The organism is Aeromonas sp. BIGb0445, from assembly GCF_024809075.1.
Classification (GTDB): Bacteria; Pseudomonadota; Gammaproteobacteria; order Enterobacterales; family Aeromonadaceae; genus Aeromonas; species Aeromonas rivuli.
In genome coordinates this window covers 645,086-660,695 of the sequence record NZ_JANUES010000003.1, presented here as the reverse complement: position 1 = coordinate 660,695, position 15,610 = coordinate 645,086, and the positions used below count along the sequence as shown (strand labels likewise).

Sequence of the window (15,610 nt, the reverse complement as noted above, 5' to 3'; positions counted from 1 at the left end):
TCAAGGCGTTTTGCGATGACTCACTTGTCCCGCAGGTTAAACGGACGAATGTAAGGCAGGGCATCTGTATCCAGACTGGTGCCCTTGGCCCCTGTACCCACACTACCCAATCCTTTCATTTCAAACTGGATGCCGAAACTACGCTCCGAAGTGGGCTGGTAGGTGACGTTATCCGGGCTGTTGACCCACTCCAGGTTGAAGTTGATGCTCCAGCAACAGGAGTCATATTTGACGCCTATTTTGCGGTCGACTTTGACGTTCTGATCCAGGTCGTAGTAATAGCCGCCATACATGTGCCACTGGTCATTGATGGGCGAGCCCACCACCATGCCGACCTGATTGATGTTGGCCGTCTCACCGCTGCGGGTGAGGTCATAGTTGGCATCACGCACGAAGCGGTAGTTGACCTGGCTGACCAGCTTCTCATGGCGGTATTCCAGGGCACTGTTGGCGGAGCTGAACTCTTTTTCCTGCACGTCATACTGGGCGCCGGCATGGGCGAACCACTGTTCGCTTATCTTGGCATCCCCCTCGAACGACAAGGGGGAGCGGGTATTGGTGCTCGCCTCATCGCTGGGATAGAGCGTTACCTTGGGGGCGACGAAGTCGAATGCCTGAGCCACCGCCAGACGGAGACGTTCATCACCTACGGCATCATAGACCCGGCTGGTGAGACCCACGGAGACCCGGTTGGAATCACTTATCCGGTCCAGGCCGGCGAAACGGCGATCGCTGAACAGGCTGTAGTAGTCCTGGCGCATGCTGGTCGAGTCATAGATACCAATGTTGTCCTGATCCTCGTAGGGAACATAGAGGTACTGAAACTCGGGCTCCAGGGTCTGGTTGGCAGTTTCACCAAACCAATCCTGCTGGCGATCGAAGGTCATGCCACCCTTGAGGCGGAACGAGGGCAGTACCCGGGTGACCTTGTCGTCGAGATCGGTCAGCCCCTTGTTGCGGTAATAGGCCGTGAGCTTGCTGCTATCCGGTACATCCTGGTTGTACTGGGTGTACATCAGCTTGTATTGGCTATCCAGGTAGTAGCCAGCCGCATCGATGAGCGGCACCGTCAGGGTAGGTGCACTGTAGAGGCGGGTGCCAGTGTAGGCCTCGCCGATTGTGGACTGATCGTTGTCATAGCCGAAATTGGTCAATTCGGTATTCCAGGCCAGATCGTACCAGTTGCCCTGATGGTAAAAGTTGTGATTGATGCGCGGCAACATGGTGTGAGGCTGCTGGGCACCGGCCAGCAATATCTGATAGGTGCGCGCCTCTGTGGTCAGGTTCCAGTTCTGCTGGTAATAACCGGCCTTGAAGGATTGTTGCAACTGGTTATCGACCTGAGTGCCGACCGGCGGCGAGAAGTCGTTGAAATAGTTGTAATCGTTATCGCGTACCTTGGTGTAGTCGAGGGACATCACCAGGGCATTGTCGAGGAAGCGCGAGGTATGACGGGCACTGAGCAGATAGCGATGACCATCGGCGAGATAATCATTGAGGGTATCCGTCTCGTCATACTGCTTGTCATCGGCCAGGTTCTCGAAATAGAGGCTGCCGGTATGGGACGGGTTCGGCATATAGCGGAACTCGACCTGCTCCATCAGGCCACGCCTGTCCATGAAACGAGAGCTGATAGTCGCGTCGTAGTTGGGGGCTATGTTCCAGTAAAACGGCTGGTTGATGTCCATGCCGTTCTTGGAGCTCTGCTCGTAGCTGGGATAGAGCAGACCCGTCTTGCGCTGATCCTTGATCGGAAAGTTGATATAGGGGAAGTAGAACACCGGGTAGTCATAGAGCCAGAGACTGGCGTTCCAGGCTTCGCCAAACACCTCGTTCTGATCGATGTCGATGCTGCCCGCCTTCAGGGTCCAGGCTTCCTGGCCCGGTGGGCAGGTGGTGTATTGCGCGCCTTCCAGGGTGATGTTCTGGTTGTTATTGGTCATGATGACCCGCTCGGCCGAGCCACGCACCGGTGAGCCATGCACCTGATAGACACCCTCTTCCAGCTCGGAATCTTTGGTGGTGAGGTTGGATTTCAGGGTCTTGTCGCTGGTGACAGTGACCTGGCCGTCGTTGTAATAGATGTTGCCGATAGCGATCACATCCCGGCTCTTCTGATCGACCTGGGCATAATCAGAATCAAACTTGCGCACACCCTGGCGAACCTTGACGTCGCCCTGATAGACGGCGGTGCCACCCTGCTTGGCCTCGAGCCTGTCGGCATCGACCTCCACCGGCAGGGCGTTGGCGTCCTCATTGGCGGGGGCTTTCTCTATCTTGGGAACATAGTCATAGCAGAGCCCGTCCAGCAGACCAGTGGCGGCGGGTACGCTCAATGGCGCAGCCTGGAGATATGCCGGGCTGGCAAGGCCAATGGTCAGGGCGATGGGACAGGCACGCCCCAGTGTCCATTTTGTCATTTAGAAGACTCGCGCAATCCGTATCGAAACGGCTGATTCAAGAGCATGCATAATACGCCAGGACTCATCGAGTTGACATTGCATCTCATTGCTTTATGTTAGCCGGCAATGATAAAGCATTATTGCGGCCAGGGCTAACAGCCAAGCGCTGCTTTCCACCTTCAGCCGGTCCTTCACTCATGTCCAATCGCTTCGACTCCCTGCTCCAGTTTGCCCGCCAGTACACCGGCGACCCCCAGCTGACGCTGACCCTTATCTCTGGCGATGCCAGTTTCCGCCGTTACTATCGGGGGGCAGATCTTGTCTGGGTGGATGCCAATCCCCACACCGAAAAGAATCACGAATTTGTTCGCAATGCGGCAGCCCTGCATGCCTGCAATCTGCTGGCGCCCGAAGTGCGAGCGGTCGATTACAGCCTGGGCCTGCTGGCAGTGACAGATCTTGGCGATATCCAGCTCATTCATTGTCTGGGTGAGCACAGCGTACTGGCCTGGTACGAGAAAGCCATTGCGCTGCTGCCCCGGCTGGGGGGCGTGGCGTTGCCGCTCGAGCCTTTCGATGAGCTCTTCATGGCCCGGGAGAACGCCATCTTCCCCGAATGGCTGCTGGGCAAGCATCTGCAACTGCTGCTCAGCGAGGCAGAACAGCAGTTGCTGGATGACACTTTCGCCTGCCTCACCGCCAATAACCTGGCTCAGCCCCAGGGGGTGATGCACAGAGATTTCCATAGTCGCAATCTGATGGTGTGCAGCGAAGGGGCGGGGGACCCTGTCCCGGCCCTGAGCGAGTTGGCCATCATCGATTTTCAAGACATGGTCATGGGCCCCCTCAGCTATGACCTCGTCTCGCTGTTGAAGGATTGCTACGTGCGCTGGCCCGATGAGGTGCTCGAGCAGGGAATGCAGCTTGGCTATGCCCGATTGAGTCAAGCCGGGCTGCTCGGCGAGCTGGATTATGTCAGCTTCCTTCGTCATGCGGACCTGACCGGTATGCAGCGTCACCTGAAGGCGGCGGGCCTGTTCACCCGTCTCTATCATCGCGATGGCAAGTCAGGTTACCTCAAGGATATTCCCCGTACTCTGGGCTATGTGGTGGACGTGTGCGAGCTGCATGGCACCGCCTATCCGGTGCTGGCCGAGTTCGGAGAGTGGCTGGTGCGCCGGGTTCTGCCCGGTTTTGATGGCGCAGTGCTGGAGGGCAAGGGCCCATGAAGGCCATGATACTGGCGGCCGGTCGCGGTGAGCGGATGCGTCCGCTCACCGACACTGTGCCCAAGCCGCTGCTGAGGGTGGGGGGCAAGCCGCTTATCGTTCATCATCTCGAGAAGCTCAAAGCCGCTGGCATCAGCGAGGTGGTCATCAACCATGCCTGGCTCGGCGACAAGCTGGTGGCGGCGCTCGGTGATGGCAGTGACGTCGGGGTACAGATCGCCTGGTCTGCCGAGGCTGCGGCGCTCGAAACGGCGGGGGGCATAGTGCAGGCCCTGCCACTGCTGGGGGATGGCCCTTTTCTGGTGATCAATGGGGATACCTGGCTGGGAATGGATTACGCGCCTCTGGTGTCTCAGTCTCTGGGAGACGATCTCGCCCATCTCTGGCTGGTAGCCAATCCTCCCCAACACCCGGGCGGGGATTTTTCCCTCGAGGGAGACAGAGTACTGGATCGCCCCGGATTGACCTTTAGCGGCGTCGGTCTTTACCACACGTCAGCCTTCAGTGCCCTCACTCAGGGCAGTCGTAAACTGGCCCCGCTGCTGCGAGACTGGATGGCGCAAGGGCGAGTGGGTGGCGCACAGCTGATCGGGGACTGGCGCGATATCGGCACCGTGGCGCGGCTGCGGGCCCTGGACGACGAGTTAAGCTCCACTAATTAATATGAGGTCTTGAGTCATGCGTATTTGGGGCAAGGTGCTCGGCGCCTTCTTCGGTTTTTTACTCGGCAATATCTTCGGGTTGCTGATTGGTCTCTGGCTCGGTCACCGGTTTGACCGCGGTATCGGCATCCAGGGGGCATTTCGTCGCACCCCGAGCGCCGAGCAGCAAGCCATCTTCTTCCACGCGACCTTCGCGGTCATGGGCCACATTGCCAAGGCGGGTGGCCAGGTCACCGAGCAGGAGATCCGGGTCGCTGCGGCGTTGATGGAGCGGATGCGGCTCTCCCCCGAGCAGCGCAGCAACGCCCAGCGTTCGTTTCGCGAGGGTAAAGAGGCTGATTTTCCCCTGCGTCAGACCCTGGCCGGGTTTCGCAGTGCGAGCCAGGGCCAGCGTGACATCTTGCGTTTCTTCCTGGAGGTACAACTGCAAGCGGCCTTTGCCGATGGTCAGGTCGAAGCGGCCGAACGCGCCATCTTGCAGACCATTGCCGAGGAGCTGGGCTTTAGCCAGATAGAGCTGGCGCGGATCCTGGCCATGGCCGAGGCACAGATGAACTTCTTCCGCCACGGCGGCCGGGGCCAGTATCAGGGGGGTCATCACTCCGCGGGCCAGCAGCCACCGAGCCGTGACAGGCTCAAGGACGCCTACCAGTTGCTGGGGGTGAGCGAAGAGATGTCGGATGCCGACGTGAAGAAGGCCTATCGCAAGGAGATGAGCAAGCATCACCCGGACAAGCTGGCCGCCAAGGGTCTGCCGCCCGAGATGATGGAGATGGCCAAGGAGAAAGCCCAGGAGATACAGCAGGCCTGGGAGTGGATCCGCGAGGCGCGCGGCATTCGCTAGCCCCACGTCACCGAACGTCAGCCAAAAAAATGCCAGTCGAGAGACTGGCATTTTTGTTGGTGTCGGTGGCGCTTAGTGGGCGTCGACCCAGACGAACTTGATCACGAACAGCAGGGCGACCACCAGCACGCAGGGGTTGATCTCGCGCCAGCGACCGGTGCCCGCCTTCATCACGCAGTAGGAGATGAAGCCCACGGCGATCCCCTCGGTGATGGAGAAGCTGAACGGCATCATCACCGCTGTCATGAAGGCCGGCACCGCCTCGGTCAAGTCTTCCCATTTGACTTTGGTCAGCTCGGAGCACATCAGCACCCCCACGTAGATGAGGGCGCCGGCGGCGGCATAGGCGGGCACCATGGCGGCGATGGGGGAGAAGAAGATCGCCAGCAGGAACAAGACGCCTACTACTATGGCGGTCAGGCCGGTGCGACCGCCGACGGCAACCCCCGAGCTGCTCTCGATATAGGCCGTGACCGAGGAGGTGCCCATAAAGGCGCCGCCCACTGAACTCACGCTGTCGACCATCAACGCCTGTTTCATGCGCGGGAAGCGGCCCTTGTCATCGGCGAGCTTGGCCCGGCTGGTGACACCTATCAGGGTACCGGAGGAGTCAAACAGGTTGACCAGCATGAAGGAGAAGATGATCCCCGCCAGGCTGATGTCCAGCGAGCCCATCAGATCCAGCTGGCCGAACACCGGGGTGATGCTGGGCGGCATGGAGACGAAGCCCTTGAAGGTCACATCCCCAAACAGCCAGCCCAGGGTGGTGGTGACTACGATGGCGATCAGCACGGCGGAGTGCACGCCGCGGGCGGAGAAGATGCAGATCAGGAAGAAGCCGAGCAGCCCCAGCAGGCAGGGCAGGGAAGTGAGATTGCCCACCGTCACCATGGTGGCCGGGCTGGCGACGACGATGCCGGCGTTGTGCAGGCCTAGCAGGGCGATGAGCAGACCGATACCGGCGGTGATGCCGACTCGCAGGGTGAGCGGGATATTGGCGATGAGCCAGTAGCGCACCCGCAGCAGGGTGAGGATCAGCAAGCCCAGGGCGCCCCAGAAGATGGTGCCCATGCCGACCTGCCAGGAGTAACCCATGCCGGCGACGACCACGAAGGCGAAGAAGGCGTTGAGACCCATGGCGGGGGCCAGGGCGATGGGCAGGTTGGCCAGCAGACCCATCAGAATGCTGCCGATGCCGGCGATGAGGCAGGTAGTGACAAATACCGCCTGGGTGTCCATGCCCGCATTGGAGAGGATCTGCGGGTTGACGAACACGATGTAGACCATGGTCAGGAAGGTGGTGATCCCGGCGATGACCTCGGTGCGGGCGGTGGTGCCATGGCCTTTCAGGGCGAACAGGCGTTCGAGCAATCCTTGCCCGGCAGCTTGGCTGGCGGCCTGATGGTCGGTTTGATGTGGTTGATTCATGTTGTATTCCAATGGGTGACGTGAAATAAGCAGCAGGCTCGCGGCCAGACCCATCCATGAGGGATCCTGACCGGCGTCGCTGGCCAATGAATAGCCGGACTCGTCCTGATACCGTGACAGCGCGCACATTTTCACACAGGCGTCGTCGTTTACAAACCCCGGATCTGCGAAGGGGATCAACGAATAGAGTAAAAAATTCAAACGTTTGCTGTCAGTGCAGTGAAAATGGAACTCGATAGAGACCATGAGGCCCTCGGGTGAGGCTCAGAGGGTCTTGAAGTAGCGTTCGACCAGCAGTGCCAGCATGGCATCGCTGTGCTCCTGCAGGGTGGCAAGATCCAGCCCCATGCGACCCATCAGTTGAGCGGCTTGCTCCTCGCTCAATTTGCGATCCCCTAGGAAGAATGTCTGTTCGGGCAACTGCTTGTCATGGCGCGGTAGCAGCACCCAGTGCACCCGTTCGGGTTCGATGGCCGCAAAGATGCGGGTGGCTGCGGCGCAGAAGGTCTCTATGTGTGACTTACCGTCGGGGCCGAGGCAGCCGGGTTCGAGCCGGATCTGGATAGTGAGTCTCTTCGCGGTGACAGTGGTCTGGGTCATCGGCTGGTATCGGTAGGGGAAGGCGGGGAGATTGTAAGTCAAAAGGCAGTAGAAAGGGGAGCCTTGGCTCCCCTTGTCACGATGCAATCACCCTGATGGGGCGATACGCTTGTCTATCTGGTTCGGTGCGTGATCGCTTACTTGGTGATGCGTTTGTACTTGGCTCTGTGCGGCTGAACCGACTCGGCGCCATAGGTCTTCTTCTTCCACTCTTCATATTCGGTGAAGTTACCCTCGAAGAAGGCGATGTTGCCCTCGTCCTGATAATCGAGAATATGCGTGGCGATGCGGTCGAGGAACCAGCGATCGTGGGAGATGACCATGGCGCAACCCGGGAACTCCAACAGGGCGTTCTCGAGGGCGCGCAGGGTTTCGATGTCCAGATCGTTGGTCGGTTCATCAAGCAGCAAGACGTTGCCACCGGTTTGCAGCAGCTTGGCCAGGTGCAGACGGCCACGTTCACCCCCGGAGAGCTCGCCGACCCGCTTCTGCTGATCGGCACCCTTGAAGTTGAAGCGGCCAATATAGGCGCGGCTCGGGAACTCATGGTTGCCAATGCGCAATATGTCCTGGCCGTCCGCCACTTCCTGGAACACCGTCTTCTTGTCATCCATGCTGTCACGGAACTGATCCACAGAGGCCAGCACCACGGTATCCCCCAGGCTGATGGTGCCGGAATCCGGTTGCTCCTGGCCTGACATCATGCGGAACAGGGTCGATTTACCGGCACCGTTCGGGCCTATGATGCCGACGATGGCCCCCTTCGGAATGGCGAAGGAGAGATCATCGATCAGCACGCGGTCCCCATAGGACTTGCGCAGGTTGCTCACTTCCAGCACCTTGTCGCCGAGGCGGGGTCCGGGGGGAATGAACAGCTCGTTGGTCTCGTTGCGCTTCTGGTAGTCGTTGTTGTTGAGCTCTTCGAAGCGCGCCATCCGGGCCTTGGACTTGGCCTGACGACCCTTGGGGTTCTGACGAACCCACTCCAACTCTTTCTCGATGGACTTGCGACGAGCAGCCTCGGAGCTGGCTTCCTGGGCCAGGCGGGCATCTTTTTGCTCCAGCCAGGAGGAGTAGTTGCCCTCCCACGGAATGCCTTCGCCGCGGTCCAGCTCCAGGATCCAGCCAGCCACGTTGTCGAGGAAGTAGCGGTCGTGGGTGATGGCGACCACAGTGCCCTCGTAGTCGTGCAGGAAGCGCTCCAGCCAGGCTACGGATTCCGCATCCAGGTGGTTGGTCGGTTCGTCCAGCAGCAGCATGTCCGGCTTTTCCAGCAGCAGGCGGCACAGGGCCACCCGGCGGCGCTCACCACCGGAGAGGTGCTGGATCTTGGCATCCCAGGCGGGCAGACGCAGGGCATCGGCCGCGCGCTCCAGCTGGTTTTCCATGTTGTGGCCACCCTGAGACTCGATGATGGCCTCCAGCTCACCCTGTTCGCGGGCCAGCTTGTCAAAGTCGGCATCCGGGTCGGCATAGGCCGCATAGACCTCGTCCAGACGGGCCATGGCGCGCTTTACTTCGCCAATGGCCTCTTCGACCGCTTCGCGCACTGTCTGCTCCGGATCCAGCTTGGGCTCCTGGGGCAGGTAGCCAATCTTGATGCCGGGCTGCGGACGGGCTTCCCCTTCGATCTCGGTGTCTATCCCCGCCATGATGCGCAGCAGGGTGGATTTACCGGCGCCATTCAGACCCAATACGCCGATCTTGGCGCCCGGGAAGAAGGAGAGGGAGATGTTCTTGAGAATATGACGCTTGGGCGGTACGACTTTACCCACCCTGTTCATGGTGTAAATAAATTGAGCCATTGGCTAATTCTCTTTCCTTTTCATCAGGTTAACTTTATTTCGTCAACAGGCTGATGTCGTGGTGGGGCCAACTGGCGACAGGGGCCAGCCGGTTCCGAATAACGGTGCGATTGTAAACCAATGGCCGACGGGGGGAAAGTCGATGCCGGTGTGGAAATGGCGCACGAGAGGGGCATTCAATGGGGGATAAGAGGTTGAGTGTCACACAAGGTTCTGCGTGGGCTCAGTGGTGGGACTATGGCTTGCTGGTTCGGCTCCTGGCCTGGTGTGGGGTGGGCTCTTTGCCCGCGAAGTAGAGCACCTTGCGCACATATTGCTGGGTCTCGGCATAGGGGGGAATGCCGCCGTATTGATCCACGGATTTTTCCCCGGCGTTATAGGCCGCCGATATCCGCACCCAGTCGCCGTCGAAGCGGCGATGCAGCCACTTGAGATAGGCCATGGCACCGCGGATGTTCTGCTCGGGATCGAAGGGGTGAGTGACACCGAAGCGAGCCTGGGTGGCGGGGATGAGCTGCATCACGCCCTGGGCATTTTTGGGGGAGATGGCGCCGGGTTCGAGATTGGACTCGGCGATGGCGATGGCCAGTACCAGACGCGGGTCTATATCGTGGCGATCGGCGGCCTGACGCAACATATTCACCAGTTTTCGCTTTTCGGGGGATTGACGCGCCACATAGGCGTCGAGGTTGAAGGGGGTAGTGGGAATGGCAAAATAACCACCGCCCCCCGCGATGCCCGCACCGCAGTTGTCCCCCATGGGCACATTGCCAACCCGGCTGTTGTAGTAGCGGGCGGCTTGCTGGTTGCCAAGGCGCATCGCCATGGAGAGATAGCCATTGGCCAACTTGGGGTTGCGGGGGGCGAGCAGGCGACCAATACGATAATAGCCTTCGGGGTTGCCGGTGCTGGCGGCGACACAATAGTGCCGTATCGCCTGGCTGATGTTGCCCCGATTTTGGGCCGCCTGCCCCTGCTGGAGGGCATTGATGGCGCGAGGTGCCTGACGAAATGGCTCCTTGGTGGCGGCCCCTGCTATCCCAGTGCTGAGTAACAGCAGGGTCAATAGCATAAACAGCTGCTTCTCTAGCCCATTCACCATGACATCTCTCCATTCAACGTCCAAAAGCTATAGGGGAAATGCGGAGGAAGTGCCAGCCAGAGGGTGGACTCTGTGGTTATGGTATGGCGAGCTTCAAGAACGAAATGGTCTGGAACTTATCGCCGGACGCCCTGACGCCGAGGTAAACCACAGGGATGCGAATGAATTGATGCATGAGGTAATGCCAAATATGGCGCTAATAACTACTTTGTTATTAAATTCTGTGTGGCTGCCTCTGGACGAGGAGCGATGATGGCTAAGGATTGCCTATGACCTCTGATGATATCGATTTGGTACAACGGGCCTGGAGCCGTATTTCCCTGTTCAGCAATGACTTTGTCAGGGAGATCTACCAGGAGTTGTTTATCCTGGACCCGGGCCTTGTCCCCATGTTCACCATGACGAATGAGCAGCTTGTCAGCAAGGTCTCCCAGACCCTCAACATTGTGCTGACCAGCCTGGAGCAGCTCGATGCGTTGCGTTTTATCATTCGCCACCTGGGACAGCAACACAGGCGCTATGGCGTCACCTCCGAACACTTCGCGTTGGTCAAGTTGGCCATGACCAATGTCATGGCCAAGCGATTGGGCGAGCACTTTACCCCGGCGCTTGCTCTGGCCTGGTCCAGCGCCTATGACGAGATAGCCGCCATCATGATTGAAGGGCTGCAGGCCGAACAGCCCTGCAAGGAAGGGGCTGGCATGGATATCTCTTGATCATTCCGGGGTTGGTGAGCCGCTTTATATTGGTGCAACCCCTGTCAAGGTGAGGTGACAGATACCAAGTTGGTGCATGCTGGTTGGCTATTGTGATCCTGTTCACAAAAAATAGACTGGTGCGAATCAAGAAGGCCCTGAAGAGAGGGCCCGCACTCGCCTGGCTCAACAAGGCGCACTCCTTCGCAAACGGATACAACTTATGGACAAGACCCCCCACACCAGTGCACATCCCCTCTATGAGGATGTGCTGGCCCTGCTGATCGCATCTGGCTTCGTTTCTCTTGGCATCTTTCTGTTTCATCAGGTAGGTCTGCTCACCGGCGGCACTGCTGGCCTGGCGTTGCTGCTGCAACAGGTGACTGGGCTGAGCTTTGGTCTGCTGTTCTTTGGCATCAACCTGCCTTTTTATGCCCTGGCCTGGCTGAGGATGGGGCCCCGTTTTACCCTCAATACCTTTGTCTCTGTGGCGGCGGTCTCCTTCATGACGGATCACCTCAATGGCGTATTGCAGATAGGAAAGATTGAGCCCGCCTACGCGGCCCTGATTGGCGGCACCCTGATAGGCATGGGATTGCTCATCATGTTTCGCCATAAATCGAGTCTGGGGGGCTTCAATATCCTGGCGTTGTTTATCCAGGACAGGTTCGGCATCCGCGCTGGAAAGCTGCAAATGGGGCTTGATTGCGCCATCGTCGTCACCTCCTTCTTCGTGGTATCCCCCTGGCTGCTGGCCCTTTCCGTGGCGGCGGCCGTCATCTGTAACCTGATGTTGACACTCAACCACAAGCCGGGCCGTTATCAGATAGCCTGAATCCAGTACAGCCATCCCATTGAAAAGAGCGCCACAGAGGCGCTCTTTTCGTTGTTGTTATCTGGTTTAGCTGACGATGGGCAGCCCGCTCTGGGGGTGAAGCATGACCTCGGCGGGATAGTCATAGAGAGACTGGATAAGGGTCGGCGTCAGCACCTCGGCGGGAGGGCCGTCGGCCATCAGCTTGCCATCGGCCAGCATCAGCAGGCGATCGGCGTAACGGGCGGCGAGATTGAGATCGTGCAACACCACCAGTACCGCGGTATCACGGGCCGCCAAGGCACGTGCCAGGGTGAGCAGCTGATGCTGGTATTTCAGATCCAGTGCCGAGGTGGGCTCATCGAGCAGCAACAGCCGAGGGGAGCTCGGTGCATTGGGCGCTTGCCAGATCTGGGCCAGTACCCGGGCGAACTGCACTCGCTGGCGCTCCCCCCCCGATAGCCCAGGGTAGAGACGATTGGCCAGATGCTCGACCCCGCAGTGGGCCATGGCGGCACTGACAATCTCGCGCTGGCGTGCCGCAGGTTCGCTGTGGGGCAGGCGGCCCATGGTGACCACCTCTTCGCACAGAAATGGAAAGTTCAGGGAAGAGCTTTGGGGCAGCACACCCAGTCGATGGGCCAGGATACTGGCCTGCCACTGCTCACGGGGCTGGCCGAATAGCCGTATCTCACCATCATAATCGAGTTCGCCGGTGAGGCACTTGAGCAGGCTGCTCTTGCCTGCGCCATTGGGGCCGAGCAGGGCGGTGAGGGTGCCGCCACTCAGGGTCAGGTTCAGGTCACGGAGTATCGGTTTGCCACCGCGGCACAGGTTGAGGGCGTGGCAACTGAGCAGCGGCTCGGCCGGACTGTGTTGGGGGGGGATGGACATGGGGCGCCTAGAGTGTGCGACGGCCGCGCAGCAGCAGCCAGATGAAGAAGGGGGCGCCGAGCAGGGCGGTGATGATGCCGACCGGCAACTCGGCTGGCGCCAGCAGGGTGCGAGCCAGCATGTCTGCCCCCAGCAGCAGGGCCGCACCGACCAGTGCCGAGAGGGGCAGCAGGCGAACATGGTTGGGTCCACACAGCAGCCGCACCAGATGCGGCACCACCAGGCCGACAAAACCTATCATGCCGGCGATCGCCACGGCGACACCGACACCGGCGGCGGTGAGCAGGATCAGTCGCCGCTTCAGGGACTGCACATTGACCCCCAGATGACGGGCCTCGGACTCCCCCAGCAGCAGGGCGTTGAGGGGGCCGGCATCGCGGCTAAATAACAGCAGGAGTATGGCCAGGGTCGCGAGGGAAAGCAGCATGTCAGCGGGCTTCCCAGCCGCAAGCGTGCCCATCTGCCACAGGCTGAGATCCCGCAGCATCTGATCGTCTGCCAGATAACTGAGCAGCCCCATCACGGCGCCCGATAACGCCGTGATGGCCACCCCGGCCAGCAACATGACGGTGACGGAAGTCCCCCCCTGGCGACTGCCGAGCAGATAGACCAGGGTGGTGGTGATGGCTCCGCCGAGAAAGGCGAGCAGAGGCAGCAAGCCGATGCCGAGCTTGGCTTGCAGTTGTTGCTCCAGGGGGGCCAGCAGCACTATGGCCAGGGCGGCGCCCAAGGCAGCGCCTCCTGAAACCCCTATGATGCCGGGATCGGCGAGGGGGTTGCGAAACAGCCCCTGCATCACGGCGCCGCACAGGCCCAGTATGCCGCCCACGGCCAGGCAGAGCAGGGTTCGGGGCAGACGGATCTCTTGTACTACCAGCAATTTGTGAGGTGCAAGCTGGCTGGTCTCACTGGCCAACAGCGCCTGCAAGCTCTCGCTGAACGAGAGAGGCAGCGGCCCTGTGGCCAGGGAGCCGAGCAGGAGCCCGCTCAGCAGCAGACCGAGTCCAAGCAGCAACCAGGGGAGGGGCAGCCGCATCATGAGCCCTGTTTGATCCAGCCGGCGACCTTGCTGGCCTGTGCCAGTGTCATCAGGCTAAGCCCCCCCTGCAGAGCATGCCCATCGATGGCATGAATGGCGAGGCGCTTGCCTGCCGGGGTGGCGCTCAGGGAAGAGACTTGCTGCAACACTGTGTGGGGATCCTGATATTGTTGCCAGTCACGACCACTGACCAGTACCAGGTCGGGCTGCATCTCGATCAATGACTCGGCCGAGACGGGCTTGTAACCGCGCAGGGTAGCGACCGGATTGACGCCTCCGGCGAGGGTGATCAGGGCACTGGCCGTGGTATCGCCACCGGCAATGCTGGTGGGCTGCCCCTTGTGCAGCAGCAGGAAGACCACGTTGAGCGGCTTGTTCTGTTTCGCTTCGGTGGCGAGGCTGGCGGCCTCCTGATTGACGCGCGCGTTCAATGCATCACCGGCTTGCGGCATGCCGAGCAGCGTGGCGAGGGTCGTGATGCGTTGATTCAGGTTGGCCAGGGTAGGTGCGGTGGCTTGCACTTCCACTTTGACGCCTGCGCGGCCGAGCTGTTCCAGGGTGGCCTTGGGCCCCATCTCATCACTGCCGACCACCAGGGTGGGGGAGAGGCTCAACATCCCCTCCGCGGCCAGGGCCCTGTGATAACCCACCCTGGGTAACCCCTTGGGATCCTGGCTGCTGATATCGGTCGCGACGAGCCGTTTTTCGCCGCCGAGTGCCAGGATAAGTTCAGTGGTGGCGGGGCCTACGCTGATGATGCGTTCTGCCGCCATGATGGAGGCGGACAGGGGAATGCAACTCAGCCAGAGGGCGAGGGCAAGGCGTGGGGCCATGCTAATCTCCAGAAGATAGATAGGGGGTGAACGGGGTTGGTAGTCAACAATTCAAATATGAACACAAATGCAAACAATTATCAATTGTGCTTTTTGCCCCGTTTTATTAGAGTGCCACCACGATTTGCAGAGGGGATGTGAGTCCCGAGGGAGAAAACAGATGAGAATTGCACTGCGCATTCATGAACTGCTGGAACAGGATCCCGGCGCTCACCCATCGAGCATAGCGAGCCAGTTGGCGGTCAGTGAGTGGGAAGTGGTTCGCCATTTGCCGAGGGAGCTGGTCACCCTGTTGGCAGGGGATCAAGCCGAAGGCTTGTTGGCGGATCTGGCCGATTGGGGACAAGTGACCACGATTGTGGAATCAGAGGGTTCCATCTTCGAAGTGAAGGCGCCTTTCCCCAAGGGCAAGAATGCCCGGGGTTATTACAACCTGATGGGACGAGATGGTGAGATGCACGGTCACCTCAAGCTCGACAACGTCCTGCACGTGGCCCTGGTCAGCAAGCTGTTCATGGGCAAGGAGGGTCACTCCTTCCAGTTCTTTGGCCACAGGGGCCGCTGCATTTTCAAGGTCTATCTGGGCCGGGATGAGAAGCGTCAGCTGCTTCCCGCCCAAGTCGAGCGTTTCATGGCCCTGCGCCAACAGCATCAAGAGGAAGTAAAAGCATGAGTGAACGTCAGGAGCGCCTGCAAAATCGGTTGCAGCCGGAAATCCGCGAGTTTCGTGATGCATGTCGCACCCTGCAACTGGCCACGGTCGACAGCGAAGGGCGACCCAATGCCAGCTATGCCCCCTTTGTGCTGCAACCCGATGGCTATTATGTGCTTATCTCCGAGATAGCCCGTCACGCCCGCAACTTGCAGCAGGTGCCCCAGGTCTCGCTGATGCTGATCGAGGATGAAGGTGGTGCCCGTGAGTTGTTTGCGCGCAAACGCCTCACCTTCGATGCGAGCGCCGAAGTAGTGGCTCGGGATGATGGCCGCTGGCAGGCCGCGGTGACCGCCCTGCAGGATCGTTTCGGCGAGATCATTGCCGGTCTGTCCAGGCTGGAGGACTTCAAGCTGTTCTGCCTCAAGCCCCAGCAAGGTCTGTTCGTGAAAGGATTTGGCCAGGCCTTCCAGGTCTCGAGTGATGAGCTGGTGGAGGTGGTGCATCTGGTGGAAGGCCACAAGCGCGTCGATACAGGTGAAGCGATCACCCGCACCGACAAGGTGCTTTAAGCGCCCCTTCGACATAAAAACGGACAGCCTTGGCTGTCC

At 59.9% G+C, this 15,610-nt stretch carries 15 protein-coding genes; 7 read left to right on the top strand and 8 right to left on the bottom strand.

Annotated elements, in window-relative coordinates:
- Window positions 1-20 precede the first annotated feature (20 nt).
- Window positions 21-2,420, bottom strand: coding sequence for an LPS assembly protein LptD (gene lptD, locus M2367_RS09770; RefSeq protein ID WP_259236560.1), 2,400 nt, complete (start codon window positions 2,418-2,420; stop codon window positions 21-23).
- A 179-nt stretch (window positions 2,421-2,599) separates the two neighbouring features.
- Here lptD and M2367_RS09765 point away from each other — a divergent pair, with 179 nt between their 5' ends.
- From M2367_RS09765 to djlA, 3 genes are read left to right on the top strand one after another with little or no spacing between them, the layout of a single operon-like run.
- A complete protein-coding gene (locus tag M2367_RS09765) occupies window positions 2,600-3,631 on the top strand; it encodes an aminoglycoside phosphotransferase family protein (protein WP_259236559.1) in 1,032 nt (343 codons plus the stop codon).
- Window positions 3,628-4,293, top strand: a complete 666-nt coding sequence (murU, locus tag M2367_RS09760; RefSeq protein ID WP_259236558.1) for an N-acetylmuramate alpha-1-phosphate uridylyltransferase MurU — start codon at window positions 3,628-3,630, stop codon at window positions 4,291-4,293. The genes M2367_RS09765 and murU overlap by 4 nt, the downstream gene beginning before the upstream one ends.
- 16 nt (window positions 4,294-4,309) lie before the next feature.
- Complete coding sequence (djlA, locus tag M2367_RS09755; RefSeq protein WP_042040173.1) at window positions 4,310-5,137, top strand: co-chaperone DjlA; 828 nt, start codon at window positions 4,310-4,312, stop codon at window positions 5,135-5,137.
- 72 nt (window positions 5,138-5,209) lie between these two features.
- On the opposite strand, the gene M2367_RS09750 is transcribed toward djlA, so the two are convergent.
- The 4 genes from M2367_RS09750 to M2367_RS09735 form a co-directional block, all read right to left on the bottom strand.
- Window positions 5,210-6,565 carry an NCS2 family permease gene (locus tag M2367_RS09750; protein WP_259236557.1) on the bottom strand — a complete coding sequence of 452 codons (1,356 nt, stop codon included), beginning with the start codon at window positions 6,563-6,565 and terminating at the stop codon, window positions 5,210-5,212.
- 264 nt (window positions 6,566-6,829) lie between these two features.
- Entirely contained in the window at window positions 6,830-7,165 is a 336-nt protein-coding gene (locus tag M2367_RS09745; protein WP_259236556.1) for a hypothetical protein, read from the bottom strand.
- A gap of 137 nt (window positions 7,166-7,302) precedes the next feature.
- Window positions 7,303-8,970, bottom strand: a complete 1,668-nt coding sequence (ettA, locus tag M2367_RS09740) for an energy-dependent translational throttle protein EttA (protein WP_042040177.1) — start codon at window positions 8,968-8,970, stop codon at window positions 7,303-7,305.
- A gap of 235 nt (window positions 8,971-9,205) precedes the next feature.
- Window positions 9,206-10,072, bottom strand: a complete 867-nt coding sequence (locus M2367_RS09735; RefSeq protein WP_259236555.1) for a lytic transglycosylase domain-containing protein — start codon at window positions 10,070-10,072, stop codon at window positions 9,206-9,208.
- 269 nt (window positions 10,073-10,341) lie between these two features.
- On the opposite strand from M2367_RS09735, the gene M2367_RS09730 reads away from it, so the two are divergent.
- Together M2367_RS09730 and M2367_RS09725 are read left to right on the top strand one after the other, a co-directional pair.
- Window positions 10,342-10,788: a globin domain-containing protein gene (locus M2367_RS09730; protein ID WP_259236554.1), complete on the top strand. Its 447-nt coding sequence runs from the start codon at window positions 10,342-10,344 to the stop codon at window positions 10,786-10,788.
- A gap of 202 nt (window positions 10,789-10,990) precedes the next feature.
- Window positions 10,991-11,602 carry a YitT family protein gene (locus M2367_RS09725; RefSeq protein ID WP_259236552.1) on the top strand — a complete coding sequence of 204 codons (612 nt, stop codon included), beginning with the start codon at window positions 10,991-10,993 and terminating at the stop codon, window positions 11,600-11,602.
- A gap of 66 nt (window positions 11,603-11,668) precedes the next feature.
- Here the strand turns inward: M2367_RS09725 and M2367_RS09720 are convergent, their stop codons facing one another.
- Genes M2367_RS09720 through M2367_RS09710 form a run of 3 tightly spaced genes read right to left on the bottom strand, consistent with a single transcriptional unit; the run spans window position 11,669 to window position 14,347 of the window.
- Window positions 11,669-12,475, bottom strand: coding sequence for a heme ABC transporter ATP-binding protein (locus tag M2367_RS09720; protein ID WP_259236551.1), 807 nt, complete (start codon window positions 12,473-12,475; stop codon window positions 11,669-11,671).
- A 7-nt stretch (window positions 12,476-12,482) separates the two neighbouring features.
- On the bottom strand, window positions 12,483-13,514 hold the full coding sequence (locus tag M2367_RS09715) for an iron ABC transporter permease (RefSeq protein ID WP_042040185.1): 1,032 nt from the start codon (window positions 13,512-13,514) through the stop codon (window positions 12,483-12,485).
- Window positions 13,511-14,347 (bottom strand): hemin ABC transporter substrate-binding protein, encoded by an 837-nt coding sequence (locus M2367_RS09710; RefSeq protein ID WP_259236550.1) that lies wholly within the window; start codon window positions 14,345-14,347, stop codon window positions 13,511-13,513. Before M2367_RS09710 ends, M2367_RS09715 begins: the two co-directional genes overlap by 4 nt.
- A gap of 160 nt (window positions 14,348-14,507) precedes the next feature.
- Here M2367_RS09710 and hutX point away from each other — a divergent pair, with 160 nt between their 5' ends.
- Together hutX and hutZ are read left to right on the top strand one after the other, a co-directional pair.
- Window positions 14,508-15,020 carry a heme utilization cystosolic carrier protein HutX gene (gene hutX, locus M2367_RS09705; protein WP_259236549.1) on the top strand — a complete coding sequence of 171 codons (513 nt, stop codon included), beginning with the start codon at window positions 14,508-14,510 and terminating at the stop codon, window positions 15,018-15,020.
- The gene (hutZ, locus tag M2367_RS09700; RefSeq protein ID WP_224432257.1) at window positions 15,017-15,571 is read left to right on the top strand and encodes a heme utilization protein HutZ; all 555 of its coding nucleotides are present in this window, start codon (window positions 15,017-15,019) and stop codon (window positions 15,569-15,571) included. The genes hutX and hutZ overlap by 4 nt, the downstream gene beginning before the upstream one ends.
- Window positions 15,572-15,610: the final 39 nt, after the last annotated feature.

Bases quoted from the DNA above. Each gene is read 5' to 3' on its own strand.
- lptD (WP_259236560.1), bottom strand. From the start codon at position 2,420: ATGACAAAATGGACACTGGGGCGTGCCTGTCCCATCGCCCTGACCATT.
- M2367_RS09765 (WP_259236559.1), top strand. From the start codon at position 2,600: ATGTCCAATCGCTTCGACTCCCTGCTCCAGTTTGCCCGCCAGTACACC.
- murU (WP_259236558.1), top strand. From the start codon at position 3,628: ATGAAGGCCATGATACTGGCGGCCGGTCGCGGTGAGCGGATGCGTCCG.
- djlA (WP_042040173.1), top strand. From the start codon at position 4,310: ATGCGTATTTGGGGCAAGGTGCTCGGCGCCTTCTTCGGTTTTTTACTC.
- M2367_RS09750 (WP_259236557.1), bottom strand. From the start codon at position 6,565: ATGAATCAACCACATCAAACCGACCATCAGGCCGCCAGCCAAGCTGCC.
- M2367_RS09745 (WP_259236556.1), bottom strand. From the start codon at position 7,165: ATGACCCAGACCACTGTCACCGCGAAGAGACTCACTATCCAGATCCGG.
- ettA (WP_042040177.1), bottom strand. From the start codon at position 8,970: ATGGCTCAATTTATTTACACCATGAACAGGGTGGGTAAAGTCGTACCG.
- M2367_RS09735 (WP_259236555.1), bottom strand. From the start codon at position 10,072: ATGGTGAATGGGCTAGAGAAGCAGCTGTTTATGCTATTGACCCTGCTG.
- M2367_RS09730 (WP_259236554.1), top strand. From the start codon at position 10,342: ATGACCTCTGATGATATCGATTTGGTACAACGGGCCTGGAGCCGTATT.
- M2367_RS09725 (WP_259236552.1), top strand. From the start codon at position 10,991: ATGGACAAGACCCCCCACACCAGTGCACATCCCCTCTATGAGGATGTG.
- M2367_RS09720 (WP_259236551.1), bottom strand. From the start codon at position 12,475: ATGTCCATCCCCCCCCAACACAGTCCGGCCGAGCCGCTGCTCAGTTGC.
- M2367_RS09715 (WP_042040185.1), bottom strand. From the start codon at position 13,514: ATGATGCGGCTGCCCCTCCCCTGGTTGCTGCTTGGACTCGGTCTGCTG.
- M2367_RS09710 (WP_259236550.1), bottom strand. From the start codon at position 14,347: ATGGCCCCACGCCTTGCCCTCGCCCTCTGGCTGAGTTGCATTCCCCTG.
- hutX (WP_259236549.1), top strand. From the start codon at position 14,508: ATGAGAATTGCACTGCGCATTCATGAACTGCTGGAACAGGATCCCGGC.
- hutZ (WP_224432257.1), top strand. From the start codon at position 15,017: ATGAGTGAACGTCAGGAGCGCCTGCAAAATCGGTTGCAGCCGGAAATC.